This window comes from Streptomyces spongiae, assembly GCF_009377185.1.
Classification (GTDB): Bacteria; Actinomycetota; Actinomycetes; order Streptomycetales; family Streptomycetaceae; genus Streptomyces; species Streptomyces spongiae.
Map to the genome: position 1 here is coordinate 16,606 of NZ_VJZC01000017.1, position 13,831 is coordinate 30,436.

General features: G+C 72.0%; 13 protein-coding genes. 10 read left to right on the top strand and 3 right to left on the bottom strand.

Annotated elements, in window-relative coordinates; all coding sequences use genetic code 11:
* Positions 1-9 precede the first annotated feature (9 nt).
* Both FNH08_RS04755 and FNH08_RS04760 read right to left on the bottom strand, forming a co-directional pair.
* On the bottom strand, positions 10-1,641 hold the full coding sequence (locus tag FNH08_RS04755; protein WP_152769972.1) for a flavin-containing monooxygenase: 1,632 nt from the start codon (positions 1,639-1,641) through the stop codon (positions 10-12).
* 122 nt (positions 1,642-1,763) lie between these two features.
* Complete coding sequence (locus FNH08_RS04760) at positions 1,764-2,216, bottom strand: nuclear transport factor 2 family protein (protein ID WP_194238371.1); 453 nt, start codon at positions 2,214-2,216, stop codon at positions 1,764-1,766.
* Between the two features lie 247 nt (positions 2,217-2,463).
* Between FNH08_RS04760 and FNH08_RS04765 the strand changes: the two genes are divergently transcribed.
* The 10 genes from FNH08_RS04765 to FNH08_RS04810 all read left to right on the top strand — a co-directional run bounded on the left by FNH08_RS04765 (position 2,464) and on the right by FNH08_RS04810 (position 12,170).
* Positions 2,464-3,915 carry an MFS transporter gene (locus FNH08_RS04765; protein WP_152769974.1) on the top strand — a complete coding sequence of 484 codons (1,452 nt, stop codon included), beginning with the start codon at positions 2,464-2,466 and terminating at the stop codon, positions 3,913-3,915.
* Complete coding sequence (locus tag FNH08_RS04770; protein ID WP_322723704.1) at positions 3,915-4,718, top strand: SDR family NAD(P)-dependent oxidoreductase; 804 nt, start codon at positions 3,915-3,917, stop codon at positions 4,716-4,718. Before FNH08_RS04765 ends, FNH08_RS04770 begins: the two co-directional genes overlap by 1 nt.
* 87 nt (positions 4,719-4,805) lie before the next feature.
* The gene (locus FNH08_RS04775; RefSeq protein WP_152769975.1) at positions 4,806-6,005 is read left to right on the top strand and encodes a cytochrome P450; all 1,200 of its coding nucleotides are present in this window, start codon (positions 4,806-4,808) and stop codon (positions 6,003-6,005) included.
* Positions 6,002-6,244 (top strand): ferredoxin, encoded by a 243-nt coding sequence (locus tag FNH08_RS04780; protein ID WP_322723706.1) that lies wholly within the window; start codon positions 6,002-6,004, stop codon positions 6,242-6,244. Before FNH08_RS04775 ends, FNH08_RS04780 begins: the two co-directional genes overlap by 4 nt.
* Positions 6,241-7,110, top strand: coding sequence for an SDR family oxidoreductase (locus FNH08_RS04785; RefSeq protein WP_322723707.1), 870 nt, complete (start codon positions 6,241-6,243; stop codon positions 7,108-7,110). Before FNH08_RS04780 ends, FNH08_RS04785 begins: the two co-directional genes overlap by 4 nt.
* Entirely contained in the window at positions 7,103-9,586 is a 2,484-nt protein-coding gene (locus tag FNH08_RS04790) for a CaiB/BaiF CoA-transferase family protein (protein ID WP_152769977.1), read from the top strand. The genes FNH08_RS04785 and FNH08_RS04790 overlap by 8 nt, the downstream gene beginning before the upstream one ends.
* Positions 9,583-10,167, top strand: coding sequence for an FAS1-like dehydratase domain-containing protein (locus FNH08_RS04795; RefSeq protein ID WP_152769978.1), 585 nt, complete (start codon positions 9,583-9,585; stop codon positions 10,165-10,167). The genes FNH08_RS04790 and FNH08_RS04795 overlap by 4 nt, the downstream gene beginning before the upstream one ends.
* Complete coding sequence (locus FNH08_RS04800; RefSeq protein WP_152769979.1) at positions 10,164-10,610, top strand: hotdog family protein; 447 nt, start codon at positions 10,164-10,166, stop codon at positions 10,608-10,610. The genes FNH08_RS04795 and FNH08_RS04800 overlap by 4 nt, the downstream gene beginning before the upstream one ends.
* Positions 10,607-11,785, top strand: a complete 1,179-nt coding sequence (locus FNH08_RS04805) for a thiolase C-terminal domain-containing protein (RefSeq protein WP_322723708.1) — start codon at positions 10,607-10,609, stop codon at positions 11,783-11,785. The genes FNH08_RS04800 and FNH08_RS04805 overlap by 4 nt, the downstream gene beginning before the upstream one ends.
* Positions 11,786-11,798: 13 nt before the next feature.
* Positions 11,799-12,170 (top strand): Zn-ribbon domain-containing OB-fold protein, encoded by a 372-nt coding sequence (locus tag FNH08_RS04810; protein WP_152769980.1) that lies wholly within the window; start codon positions 11,799-11,801, stop codon positions 12,168-12,170.
* A gap of 121 nt (positions 12,171-12,291) precedes the next feature.
* Here FNH08_RS04810 and FNH08_RS04815 read toward each other — a convergent pair whose 3' ends face one another.
* Entirely contained in the window at positions 12,292-13,734 is a 1,443-nt protein-coding gene (locus FNH08_RS04815) for an aldehyde dehydrogenase (RefSeq protein WP_228033897.1), read from the bottom strand.
* Between the last annotated feature and the right edge of the window lie 97 nt (positions 13,735-13,831).

The following is a 13,831-nucleotide window of genomic DNA, read 5'->3' on the forward strand; positions in this document are numbered from 1 at the left end:
TGCCGCACTTCACAGCGGCCGGGTGACGAAGCCCGGGTAGTCACCGGCGGCGATGTCCTCGCAGACGCGCCGGTAGGTGCCGACGCCGCCGACGTACGGCATGAAGACGCGGGGCTTGCCGGGGACGTTGGCGCCGACGTACCAGGAAGCGCCGCGGGGGAACAGGGTGGTGTCGGCGACCTCGGCCACGTGCCGTACCCAGTCGTCCTCGGCCCGCCGGTCGGCCTCGGTGCTCCACAGGCCGTTCTTGTCCAGCCAGCCGAGGTGGTCGGAGATCCACTCCACGTGCTGTTCGATGGAGACGACCATGTTGCTGATGACCGACGGGCTGCCTGGTCCGGTGATCAGGAACAGGTTGGGGAAGCCCGCGGTGGCCAGCCCCAGGTAGGCGCGCGGTCCGGCGGCCCATTTCTCCCGCAGCGCGAGGCCGTCACGGCCCCGGATGTCCACGGCGAGGACGGCGCCGGTGATCGCGTCGAATCCGGTCGCGAAGACGATGCTGTCGAGGTGGTGGTCGGCACTCCCGGTGCGGATGCCGGGCGCGGTGATCCGCTGGACGGGGTCGGCGCGGACGTCGACGAGGGTGACGTCGGGGCGGTTGAACGTGGCGTAGTAGTCGGTGTCGACCGTCACGCGTTTTGATCCCACGGGGAAGCCGCGGGGGGTCAACGCGTCGGCCACGGCGGGGTCGTGGACGATCTCGCGGATCTTGCCGCGCAGGAATTCGGCGGCGGTGTCGTTGGCCGCCTCGTCCTTGAGCAGGTCGTTGAAGGCGCCGATGAACCCACCGCCGCCCTCCTGCCAGCGTGCCTCGTACTCGGCCGTGCGCTCCCGTGGCGGCACGGTCAGGGCCGACACGTCGTTGTTGCGGCGGGCCGTGCCGTTCGGTGTGTAGCGGACGAACTGCCGGTGCTCCCGGTAGCGGGCCTTGAGTTCGCGTACGGCGTCGGGATCGAGTGGCCGGTTGCGGGCGGGCAGGCTGAAGTTGGCGGTGCGCTGGAACACGGTGGTGTGCGCGGCCTGCCGGGCGATGAGCGGGATGGCCTGGGTGCCCGAGGAGCCGGTGCCGATGACGCCCACGCGGCGTCCGGTGAAGTCCACGCCCTCGTGGGGCCAGTCGGCGGTGTGGTACGTCGTCCCGGTGAAGGAGCCGAGGCCGGGGATGTCCGGGAGTCGGGCGGCCGACAGGCATCCGGACGCCATGACCAGGAACCGGGTCCGTACGGTCTCCGCCCGGGTTCCCTGTTCGAGCCGTACCCGCCAGATCTGCTGGGATTCGTCGAGGACGGCCGCGGCGACCCGGGTGCCGAGCCGTATGTCGGGGCGCAGCGCGAAGCGGTCGGCGACGTGGTTGAGGTAGCGCAGGATCTCTGGCTGGGCCGGATAGCGCTCCGTCCATTGCCATTCCTGTTCCAGTTCCGGGGAGAAGGAGTAGGAGTAGTCCATGCTCTCGACGTCACACCGGGCGCCCGGGTAGCGGTTCCAGAACCAGGTGCCGCCGACGCCCTCCGCCCGGTCGCAGCAGCGGACGGTGTAGCCCATCTCCCGGAGCCGGTGGAGGGCGTAGAGGCCGGCGAAACCGGCGCCGACGATCAGGACGTCCAGGTCGAGGGAAGAGGGGCGTTCCTGAGGGTTGGCCATCGGGACTCCTGTTCGCGCGGCGCGCCATCGCGTACCTCAACGCGTCAAGTCAACCATAAAACCTGCGCATGTTTTAGAGGGTGGATGGTGAGGATTGCAGGATCACCCTCACGGGATCACCCTCAGACGAGTGACCGCTCGATGTCGGCCCACGGCCCCATGTGCACGACCGTCATCTCGCGCCGCAGGAATCGCCATCGCCCGTCGTCGCCGCGTGCGTAGCGGTCGGTGTAGCGCAGCGCCCCCATGTGCGTGGTGCCGCCGATTCCCATCTCGACGTGCGCCAGCACCGTTCCCGACGCGTGCCGCTCTCCCAGGTCGGTCACGACGCAGGCGTGCGGGGTGTGCACGGACCCGGCGTTTCCGGAGCGCCGTTCGCGCAGGGCGGCGACGACGGCGGTGCGGCCCCGGGCCTCGCCGTCCGGGAACGGCCAGGTCGCGTCGGCGGCGAAGAGCTCGGCCAGCCCTTCGTAGTCCTGGTCGTCGATGGCGATGCAGTACCGGGCGACGAGGTCGCCGAGCGCCAGGCGCGCCTCCACCGCCCGCAGTCGCGCTTCCAGGTCCACGAGGTCCATGAGGACTCCTTCCATGGGGGCTCATTCGAGGTGTGGCACCTAGTCTTGACTCGCCCTGAAACCAGTCGCATGATATGCGCAATTTACGGCTCCCCGCACGGACGCCACAGCCGTACCGGGTACGGCACACGGCACGGTCCACGGGCTCCTTCACATCCGTCCGTCTCCCGCACGGCAGTGGCCCAGCAGACCGGGCCGCCGGCGTGACGCGGTGCGTCCGAGGTTCTGTTCCCAGAGAGGGAAGACCATGGCAGTCTCTTCCGCCCCATCCGCTCCGGCGCCAGGGCTGGCGACGGGCGCCCGCCGCGCGGCCGCGGCCGCCGCTCTCGTCGGCACCATCGCGGTGTGCGTAGTCCTCGCCACCCTGTCGGTGATCGTCCCGTTGTCCGCTCTGGGACAGATCAGCGTCGAGCTCAAGGCCACCGGCGCCCTTCTCAACTGGACCCTCATCAGCAGCTCGGTGGTCGGCGCGGCGGCCTCCGGCATCTTCCCCCCGCTGGCGTCGATCTTCGGCCAGCGGGCGATCCAGGCCCTCGCCATGGGCGCGGTCGCGGCCGGAAGCGTACTCGACGCGATCGCCCCGAACATGACCGTGCTGCTCATCGGCCGGGCGGTCAGCGCCCTGGGCCTCGGCGCGATCGCGATGTCGCTGGCGATCGTCCGCACCAACCTCTCGGGGAAGGCTCTGAGCCTGGCCTTGGGGTGCATCGCCGCAGCGGAGGGCATCGGCGCCGGCCTCGCCTTCGTTTTCGGCGGGCTGCTGCGGGAGACCGTGCACGTCGGCTGGCGCGCCATCTTCTGGATCATCGCCGTCGCGGCGCTGCTGGCCACGCTCGCCGTGGTGGCCACCGTCCCCAAGGCCGGCAAGCGCGTCGTGCGCCGGGTGGACTGGCTCGGCGGCGCGCTGCTGGGCGCCGCCCTGGTCATGATGCTGGTGCCACTGAGCATGGGCCCGCACTGGGGCTGGAGTTCACCGCTGGTCTGGATCGAGCTGGCCGTCGGCGTCGCGCTGGCCGTCGTCTGGTGGATGGTGGAGGACCGCACGGAGGAGCCCATGGTGAACACCAGGGCGCTGCGGGAGCGCAACTTCCTGCTCGGCGCCGGGGTGTTCCTGGTGACCGCGATGCTGGTGTGGATCATGGACTTCACCATTCCGTCGTTCGTCTCGGCCCCCACCTCCACCGGGTTCGGCTTCGGATACGACGCGCTGGTCGGCGGCATGGTCATGGTGCTGATGTGCCTCGGCATCACCGTCGGCGGAGTCTGCGCGGGAGCGCTGGCCCGACGGGTCCCGGTACGGGTGCTGTGTCTGGTGGCGTTCGGTGTCGCGACGCTGAGCATGGTGCTGCTGGCGGTGGCTCACGGCTCGTCCTGGCAACTGTGGGTCTGGCCGGGGCTGTTCGGCCTGAGCTACGGGATCGGGGTGGCCGGCGCCTATGTCACCTTCATGGGGGCGCTCCGTCCCGAGCAGGTGTCCACCGCGGCCGGCATCGGCCAGACCGCGGGCCCGATCGGTGCCGCCGTCTCGGGCGCCGGGATCACCGCCGTCCTCACCGCGCAGGTCGTCGTCGTGGGCCAGGCGGCCATACCCACCGAGCACAGTTTCCAGCTGGGCTGGTGGATCGGCGCGGGCCTGGCCGTGGCCGGAGGGCTGTGTGCGCTCGGCATCCGTCCGCAGCCGGCTTCCGAGCAGGCGTAGTGGACGGCAAACGGGTCCTGGTCACCGGCGCCGCGCAGGGCATGGGTCGCGCCATCGCCCTCGCGGCGTCGGCGGCCGGAGCCGAATGCGTCGCCGTGGCCGACATCGACCCCGACGGGTTGCGCGAGACGGCCGCCGAAGTGCGCGCCCAGGGTGCGGGCGTGGTGCCCCTCCACGTCGACCTGGGGGTGTCCGAGCAGGTCGAGGCCATGGTCGCGGACGCGGCGCGGGAGATGGGCGGGCTCGACACGCTGGTGAACAACGCCGGGGTGATCGACTCGGCGTTCGCCCCCGACGCCACTCTGGAGACGCTCCCTGAGCAGGTGTGGGACGCGGTCCTCGGGATCAACCTCAAGGCGATGTGGCTGACCACCAAGTTCGCCGCACCCTGGTTGCGCGGCTCCGGCCGGGGCCCCTCGGTGGTCAACGCCGCCTCGGTGGCCGGGCTCACCGGCTATCCGGCGGTGGCCTACTCGGCCAGCAAGGGCGGGGTGATCCAGCTGACCCGGGCGATGGCGATCGGTCTCGCGCCGCAGGTGCGGTGCAACTGCTTCTGCCCCGGTTCGATCGACACCCCCATGGCCCGCGCACGCCTCGACTCCGCCCCCGACCCGGAGGCGCAGCTCCGGCAGATGACCGGAAACCACCTGATCCCTCGGGCCGGCCGGCCCGAGGAGGTCGCGGCACTGGTGTGCTTCCTGGCGTCCGACAACGCCGCGTTCATCACCGGCGGGGTGTACACGATCGACGGCGGGACGACGGCCTGGCGCGGGGTCCGTAACGGAACCACCAGCACACTCTAAAACATGCGCATGGTTATTGACATCGTGATCCGCCCTCCCGGAGTGTGTGAGAGGGCGAGGTGGCCGCGACAGGTGAGGAGTCTCCCTATGCGTGAATCCGTTGGGCGGTGCCCCGTCAGCCACACCGACTACCGTCTCGCCACCCCTCCCGCCGGACACTACGCGTTCCTGGACCGGGAACGCGAGGAGAGCCGGTTCCTGTGGAACGACGGGGCCGACACCGGATTCTGGATGCTGACCCGCTACGACGACGTGCTGCAGGGCTTCCAGAACCCGGAGACCTTCACCAACGACATCACCAGCGCGCTCAACCCCCAGCGGGGCATCGACCTGCTGCCGCAGCGGCTCGGCGGTGAGGAACACGCCAAGCTGCGCCGGGTCATCAACCCGTACTTCTCCCCCACCGCCGTCCGCCGCATGGAACGCTTCGCCGTCGACCGCTGCGCCGAACTGGTCGAGGAACTCGCTCCCCGGGGAGCCTGCGACTTCGTCGCCAGGTTCGCTCTGCGCTACCCCACCGACGTGTTCCTGGTATCGCTGGGCCTGCCGCCCAGCGACGGGGAGTTCTTCGTGCCGTGGGTCGAGGACGTCTTCGGCGGGTTCTTCGGGGGCGCCCAGAACAAGGCACGAGCCGCCTCCGACCGGATCATGGACTACTTCGCCGATCTGGTCGCCGAACGCCGGGCCAGACCGCTCGATCCACGCGAGGACCTGGTGTCGCGGCTGGTCGAGGCACGCATCGACGAGGAGCCGATGCCGGACCGCGACATCCTCACCGTCTGCATGACGCTGCTGCTGGCCGGTCTCGACACCACCCGCAGCGCCCTCGGCTACATGTTCTGGCACCTGGCCCGGCACGACGAGGACCGCCGCGCCCTGATCGCCGACCCCGGCCTGATCCCGGCTGCCGTCGAGGAGTTCATCCGGCTGTATCCGCTGGTCATCCAGGCCGGGCGGGAGGTCTCCCGGCAGGTGGACATCGACGGTCTGACGATGGAGGCGGGCGACGTGGTGTGGCTGGGCATCGGCTCGGCCAACCGCGACCCGCGCAAGTTCCCCGATCCGGACCGGTTCGTCCTCGGCCGCAAGGGCGTCAACCAGCATCTCGGCTTCGGCGCCGGACGCCACCGCTGTCTCGGCATGCATCTGGCACGCGTCGAACTCGCCATCGTGCTGCGCGAATGGCATGCCCGCATCCCCGACTACCGCATCGCGCCCGACGCGGACCTCGTCGAGCGCGGTGGCCAGCTGACCCTGACCAGCCTGCCCCTGGAGTGGGACCTGTGAGCACGCGACTGGTGATCGACGCGGCCCGGTGCACCGGGCACGGACGCTGCTACGCCATGGCGCCCGACCTGCTCAGCGACGACGAGGAGGGCTTCGTCGCCCAGCGCGGCAGCGACGAGGTCGACGTACCCGCCGGCCTGCTCGGGCAGGCCGACGAGGCCGAACAGGCCTGCCCGGAGAGGGCGGTCCGGGTGCTGCGGTCCTCCGCGCCGTCCGCCGGTCGGAGCCGGCCGTCGTGAACGGCCGGCTCGACGGCCGGGTCGCCGTCGTGACCGGCGGGCTGTCGGGCATCGGCGCCGCGACGGTGCGCCGCTTCCTTGACGAGGGCGCCGCCGTTGCGGCCGCCGACCTGAGGACCGACCGTCCGTTCGACGTTCCGGCGGACCAGGCCGAGCGGCTCATGGTGCTGACCGCCGACGTCGCCGACGAGGACGACGTACGCGATGTGGTCGACACCGCCGTGCGGCGGTTCGGGCACCTGGACGTGATGGTCAACAACGCCGCCGTGCTCGGGGCGATCGGCCCGATCGCCGACAGCGACCTGGCGGAGGCGGACCGGACCATCGCCGTCAACCTGCGCGGAGTCCTCCTCGGCATGAAGCACGCCGCACGCGTGATGCGGCCCCGCCGCAGCGGATCGATCATCTCCACGTCCAGCCCTGCCGGCCTGTCCGGCGGCCAGGGCCCCCACGTCTACAGTGCCACCAAGGCCGCGGTGATCGGACTGACCCGGTCGGTGGCCGCCGAGTTGAGGGCCGACCTGATCCGGGTCAACGTCGTGGTGCCCGGAGCGACGGTCACGCCGATGATGGCCGACCTCACCACCGGCGACGCCGCCGACCTGGGCGGCGCCGCGGCCGCGATGACCCGTACGGCGTGGATGGGCGAACCGGTCCGGCCGCAGGACGTGGCCGAGACGATGCTGTTCCTCGCCGACGACGCGTCGCGGTTCGTCACCGGCGAAACGATCAGCGTCGACGGCGGCATGACCAGCGCACCCGGCGCCTCGCCCTTCCTGGCCGAACGTTTCGCCGGCACCTCGGCGATCTTCGAGGGCGGACGGCGCACCCCACGCCGGGAGAAGCCGGAGGAGTCCGATGCTTGAGCACGTCAGGGTGCTGGACCTGTCCGACGAGCGCGGTCTGCTGTGCGGCAGGCTCCTGGCCGACCTCGGCGCCGATGTCGTCCAGGTCGAACCGGCCGGCGGTTCGACCGCCCGCGCGCACCCGCCGCTGTCGGGCGGGCGCTCGTTCTACTGGGACGCGTACGCCGCGAACAAACGCGGTGTCAGCGCCGACCTCGACTCCCCCGACGTCCCGGCCACGCTCGCGGACCTGTTCGCCGCCGCCGACATCCTGATCACTTCCCAGCCGCCCGGACGGCTGCGAGCACAGGGCCTGGAGCCGGAGCGGGTGGTGCGCGCCTTCCCTCATCTGGTCCACACCGCGATCACGCCGTTCGGTCTTACCGGCCCCAAGTCCGACCGACCGGACAGCGATCTGGTGCTGTGGGCGGCCGGCGGACCGCTCGACCCGCACCGGGAGGACGGCCGGCCCCCGGTGCGCATCAGCGTCCCTCAGGCGTATCTCCACGCGGCGGCCGACGCGGCCGGCGGAGCGCTGCTCGCCCACCTCGCGCGTCGGCGCACCGGTCGCGGCCAGGTGGTGGACGTCTCCGTCCAGGCCTGTCTGGGGCTCACCACGCTGGGCAGGGCTCTGGCACACGCGGTCGGCGACGAGAGCCCCGAATGGCAGCGCGTGCCCACCGCCCGCACCGACCAGAGTGGCAGCGGCGCGGCCACGACGAGCGCGATGAAGAAGTGGCGGTGCCGGGACGGGGTCATCGAGTTCCACCTCGCGATGGGCCCCGCCTCGGGCGGTTTCACCAACAACTTCTTCGCCTGGCTGAACGAGCGCGGCGCCTGCGATCCGAGGTTCGCGGCCTGGGACTGGCGGCTGGTGCCCGGCCGGATCGAGTCGGGCGAGATCACCCCGGACGACATCGCCGCCGCCCGCGCCGACGTAAGCGCCTTCTTCGCCGGCACGACCAAGGCCGAAGTACTGGACGCGGCGCTCGAACACCGGCTGCTGTGCGTAGGCATCGCGGACATGGCCGACATCGCCGCCAGCCCTCAACTGGCCTTCCGCGACTACTGGAGCGAGGTCGGCGAAGGCCCGCGCGCGACCACCCTGCCGGGCTGCTTCGCCCAGGTCTCCGGCTCGCCGTTCCCGAACGTCCGGCGCTCCGCGCCGCTGCCCGGCGAACACGACGCCGAGGTACGGGCCGAGTGGACGGCACCGGCGGAACCCGGTGCCGGGGCAGGAGCCCCGGCACCCCGGCACCGTGACCGCGAACCGCGTCCCGGGCCGCCCCTGGCCGGGCTGCGGGTGCTGGACCTGTCATGGGTGGTGGCCGGCCCACTGATCGGCCGGGCACTGGCCGACTTCGGCGCCGAGGTCGTCCGCGTCGAGTCGACCCGGCGGATCGAGACGTCCCGCTTCATGCCGCCCTTCTACAGAGGTGTGCCGGGGCCGGAGAACTCGGCGCTGTTCGGCAACTCCAACGCCGGGAAGTACGGACTGAGCCTCGACCTCGGCACCGAGGAGGGCCGTGAGGTCGCCCTCGACCTGATCGCCCGCTCGGACATCGTCATCGAAGCCTTCTCGCCCGGCCGGATGGCCCGGTGGGGCCTGGCCCCGCGAGACCTGCTGGACCACGATCCCCGGCTGATCGTCGTCAGCAGCTCACTGATGGGCCAGACCGGTCCGCACGCGGGCCTCGCGGGCTTCGGCAGCACCGGCGCCTCGCTCAGCGGATTCCAGAACCTGGTCGGCCGGCCCGACGACCTGCCGTTCGGCACCTTCGGCCCGTACACCGACTACGTCGGGCCGCGGCTCGCCCTGGTCGCGGTGCTCGGCGCCCTCGAACAGCGGGAACGTTCGGGGCGGGGGTGCGTCCTCGATGTGTCCCAGGTCGAGTCCGGCATCTACTTCCTGTCGCCCTACTGCGCCCAGTACGCCGCCGACGGCACGATCGCGCGGCGCCGGGGCAACGCCGACGAGGTGTTCGCGCCGCACGGCGTGTACCCGTGCCTGGCCGAGGGCGGCCGGGACCGGTTCGTCGCGGTGGCGGTGCGCGACGACGCGGAGTGGCCCCGGCTGGCCCGAGCCGTCGGGCGAACGGACCTGGCGGCCGACCCCGACCTGGCCGACGCCGCGGGACGCCGGGCCCGGCAGGCCGAACTCGACGCCGCGCTCTCCGCGTGGACCGGGATGCGCAAGGCCGACGAGGCCGAGGCGCTGCTGCTGGCCGCAGGCATCGCCGCGCACGTCTCGGCGTCCAGCGCGGATCTGGCCGACGACCCGGCGCTGCGGCACCGGGGGCACTTCGTCCGGCTGCCGCATCCGCTGCACGGCGAGGCCGTCGTCGAGGGGCCGCGCGCCCTGCTGTCGGACACACCCGGCGTCGTACGGCGGGCCGCCCCGGTCCTCGGCCAGGACAACGAGTACGTGCTGCGCGAACTGCTCGGCTACTCCGCGCGGCGCATCGAGCGGCTCACCGAACGGAAGGTGCTGACATGACCGTCAACCAGGATGCCGGGGACTGGCGGTCCGCCTGGCAGCCCGTGATCGACGCCGTCGGCCGGGACTTCTCCGACGGCGCCGTCACCCTCGGAGCCGACAGGGTCGAACGCGGCGCCATCCGCCGCTATCTGGAGCCGCTGGAACTGGACTGCCCCCTGCACACCGACCCGCGGGCCGCACGGGACCACGGCTTCGCGGACGTGACCATGCCGTACACGGGTGTCATCGCGTGGACGCTGCCGCCCATGTGGCAGCCGGGGAGGTCGCTGTTCGGCTCCGCCGACCGCGACGCGCAGCCGGAGCACAGCCCGATCAACAACCAGGACATGCCGCTCGGCCCGCGCACCACCGGTTTCTTCGCCACCGACGTCGAGTTCGACTTCCTCCGCCCGGTCACCGCCGGGGAACGGGTGGGCCGCCGGGGACGGCGGCTGGTGAGCTGCTCGCCGAAGGAGACCTCGGTGGGCCGCGGCGCCTTCCTGACCTGGGAGAGCGACATCGTGACCGACACCGGTGAGGTCGTGGCGCGGATCCGCACCGGCACCTACGCCTACGAGCCGAGGGAGCGTCCTGAATGACCGCCGTCAGCCGCTTCTTCGAGGACGTGAAGACGGACGAGGAGCTACCTCCGGTCGCCTACCCGCTGCCGGTCTACCGGCTGGTGATGGCCGCCGGGGCGAACCGCGACTTCAACTCCATCCACCACAACACCGATTACGCGCGGGCCACCGGCGCCCCGGAGATGTACGCCAACACCTCGCTGCTGCTGGGCATGTGGGAGCGGCTGGTCCGGGACTGGATGGGGCCGGCGGGCACGATCACCGCGATCAGGGGGTTCCGGATGCGGGCGTTCAACACGGTGGGCGACACGACGTGGGTGCGCGGCCGGGTGCTGTCCACCGAGACCGACGCCGGCCCCGGCACCGTCGACATCGAGGTGTACTGCGAGAACTCGGCAGGAGTCACCGTCGGGCCGGGTACGGTTCGGGTGACCCTGCCGCTGCGGGAGGCGGCCCCGTGACCGGCGAGCTGTCGGGACGGGCCGCGATCGCCGGGCTCGGCATCACCGAGATGGGCAAGGTGTACGGCCGCAGCGCCGCCGAGTTCGCCGTCGAGGCGGTGACGCTGGCGGCCGCGGACGCGGGCCTCGACCTGGCCGACATCGACGGCCTGCTGATCAACCCCGGGGTCGGCGGGGACATCGGCCTGCCGCTGCACACCGCGCTGGGCCTGCGAGAGTTGCGGCTGCTCACGGAGATGCAGGGCTTCGGGTCGTCGGCCGACGGGATGGTGCAGTACGCCGCTCTCGCGGTCCACGCCGGCATGGCCGACGTCGTCGTATGCGTCTACGCCGACGCCCCGCTGCGCGAGGACCGGGGCGCGGGCGCCACGTACACCGGGGCGGGGCGGCGGGCCACCGGCGTCGACGCGCTGCCGGCCGCCGCCGGGCTCCGCAGCGCACCCGCCAAGTACGCGCTCGCCGCCCGGCGCCACATGGAGCGGTACGGCACGACGAGCGAGCAGTTGGGCGCGGTGGCGCTGGCGGCCCGGCAGTGGGCCGCGCTCAACGACCGTGCCCAGATGAAGGACCGGCCGCTGACCCTGGAGGACCACCAGTCCTCGCGCATGGTCGCCGACCCGCTGCGGCTGTACGACTGCTGCCTGGTCAGCAACGGCGGCATCGCCGTCGTCGTCACCAGCGCCGAACGCGCCCGTGCGCTGCGCCGCCCGCCCGTGTACGTCCTCGGCTGGGGACAGGGCCACCCCGGTTACCCGATGTCCAGGGGCAGCACCTTCGGTCTCGTCACCGGTGCGGCGATCTCGGGACCCGCGGCGCTGAAGATGGCCGGGCTCACCCTCGCGGACGTCGATGTGCGGGAGATCTACGACTGTTTCACCTACACCACCCTGGTGACGCTGGAGGACTACGGCTTCTGCGCCAAGGGCGAGGGCGGCGAGTTCGTCGCCTCGGGCGCCATCGCGCCGGGCGGGAGCCACCCGACCAACACCGGCGGCGGGCAGCTCTCGTCGTACTACATGTGGGGCATGACGCCGCTGTCCGAGGGCGTCATCCAGGCCCGTGGCGACGGTGGTGTCCGGCAGGCGCCCAAGGCCGACGTGGTGCTGGTCAGCGGCAACGGCGGGGTGCTCGACCATCACGCGACGCTGCTGCTCAGCCCGCACGCCGCCACCTGAGGAAGGAGTCCGGATGGCACCGCTGCCCATCAGCCGCGACGAGCGCTCGGCGGCGTTCTTCGACGCGGCGGCGCAGGGCACCCTGCTCCTGCGCTGGTCCCCCGCCACCGGCGCGTATCTGCCACCGACAGCGCACATCGACCCGAGCGCGCCGCTGAGCCCGCTGGAGTGGCGCCCCGTCGCGGGCACCGGGGAGATCGTCACCTGGACGGTCCTGCCACCCGGCGGCGACGTGGTGGCGCTGGTCGAACTGGCTGAAGGGCCGTGGCTCACCGTCGCCGTGCGCGGCGTCGCTCCGACCGCCCTGCACGAGGGATATCAGGTACGCATCGGCTTCGAACGGCCGGAGGGTGGCGAGGCCGTCCCGGTCGCGCTGCCCCGATGAGGACACCGCGCTGTCCCGTTGAGGACACACGGGCACGGCTCACCGACAGCACACCCGGGCCCGGTGAACCCACCGGGTCACCACCGCGGAACGTCAGAACCTGGAGTCGGTCGCGAGCGCGCTAGACGGCGATGGACTTGATCTCCTGATACGCGCGCAGCCCCTCCGGTCCCATCTCCCGGCCGATCCCCGACTGCTTGTACCCGCCGAAAGGGCTCCCGTACGCCTGGGGGCGGCCGTTGACGCTGACCATGCCGGTCCGCAGCCGGCGGGCGACCGCCAGCGCTGCCCGCGGGTCGGCGCTCCACACCGAGCCGGACAGCCCGTACGGGGAGTCGTTGGTGATCGCGACCGCGTCATCGGTGTCCCGGTAGGGGATGACGGCGACGACGGGGCCGAAGATCTCCTCACGGGCGATGCGCATGCCGTTGTCGACGTGGTCGAAGAGCGTCGGCTCGACATACCAGCCCGCCTCCATGCCGACGGGCCGGCCGCCGCCGGTGACCACCCTGGCCCCCTCGGCCCGGCCGACCGCGATGTATCCCTCGACGCGGTCCCGCTGACGGCCGCTGATCAGCGGGCCGACCACCGTCTCCGGCGCCAGCGGATCGCCGACGGGTACGGCGCGGAACGCGGCGGCGAGTGCCTCCACCACCTCGTCGTGCCGCTCGGCGGGCACGAGGATGCGGGTCTGGGCGATGCACGCCTGTCCGTTGACCAGCAGGGCCATCGGCAGGATCCGCGTGACGAAATCGTCGAGGTCGGCGTCGGGCAGCAGGATCGCCGCTGACTTGCCGCCGAGTTCGAGGGTGACCCGGGCGATGCGTTCGGCGCAGACCGCCATGATCCGTTTGCCCGCCGCGGTACTGCCGGTGAACGCCACCTTGTCCACGCCCGCGTCGGCGACCAGCCGTTCGCCGGTCTCGCGGCCGGCCGGCAGGACGTTGAACACACCTGGCGGCAGGCCCGCCTCGTGCAGGACCTCGGTCAGGTCGAACAGGGTCAGCGGTGCTTCGGGGGCGGGCTTGGCGATCACCGAACAGCCGGCGGCTAGCGCCGGGGCGATCTTCAGCATCGGGGAGCTGAGCGGCCCGTTCCAGGGGGTGATGGCCGCGACCACGCCGACGGGTTCGCGAACGACCAGGCTGCGGTTGACGCCGTCCGTACGCTCCTCGTCCGTGTCGTCGCCCGCGACCAGGTCCGCGTAGTACCGCAGGTGCCGGATCGGGTTGGGCACGTGGGCCCGCTCGCTGAACCACCGGGGGCAGCCCAGCTCGCTGGTGAGCAGGGCGACCAGGTGGGCCGAGCGCGCCTGCAGCAGGTCCGCGGCGCGACTGAGCACCCGCGCCCGTTCGGCTCCGGTGAGCCCGCTCCACCGGCCGTCATCGAAGGACGTGCGCGCGGAGGTCACCGCGTGCGCCGCGTCCGCCGGTCCGGCGAGTACGGTCAGGCCGACCAGACTCTGGTCAGCGGGGTTCCGGATCTCCAGCGGCTCACCGTCACGTGGCGGCGTCCACGCCCCGTCGATGAACAGCCGAGGCCGGTCGTACGTAACCATGCTCATGGTTTACACGCCCGGCCTCCGCACCGCAACGGGTATGCCCGGGCCGACGCCGTGGCGGGGCCGCGGTGTGCTCGACCCGGTGCCCATGGCCGCCACG

Coding starts and splice junctions, on each gene's coding strand:
- FNH08_RS04755 (WP_152769972.1), bottom strand. CDS start 1,641: ATGGCCAACCCTCAGGAACGCCCCTCTTCCCTCGACCTGGACGTCCTG.
- FNH08_RS04760 (WP_194238371.1), bottom strand. CDS start 2,216: ATGGACCTCGTGGACCTGGAAGCGCGACTGCGGGCGGTGGAGGCGCGC.
- FNH08_RS04765 (WP_152769974.1), top strand. CDS start 2,464: ATGGCAGTCTCTTCCGCCCCATCCGCTCCGGCGCCAGGGCTGGCGACG.
- FNH08_RS04775 (WP_152769975.1), top strand. CDS start 4,806: ATGCGTGAATCCGTTGGGCGGTGCCCCGTCAGCCACACCGACTACCGT.
- FNH08_RS04790 (WP_152769977.1), top strand. CDS start 7,103: ATGCTTGAGCACGTCAGGGTGCTGGACCTGTCCGACGAGCGCGGTCTG.
- FNH08_RS04795 (WP_152769978.1), top strand. CDS start 9,583: ATGACCGTCAACCAGGATGCCGGGGACTGGCGGTCCGCCTGGCAGCCC.
- FNH08_RS04800 (WP_152769979.1), top strand. CDS start 10,164: ATGACCGCCGTCAGCCGCTTCTTCGAGGACGTGAAGACGGACGAGGAG.
- FNH08_RS04810 (WP_152769980.1), top strand. CDS start 11,799: ATGGCACCGCTGCCCATCAGCCGCGACGAGCGCTCGGCGGCGTTCTTC.
- FNH08_RS04815 (WP_228033897.1), bottom strand. CDS start 13,734: ATGAGCATGGTTACGTACGACCGGCCTCGGCTGTTCATCGACGGGGCG.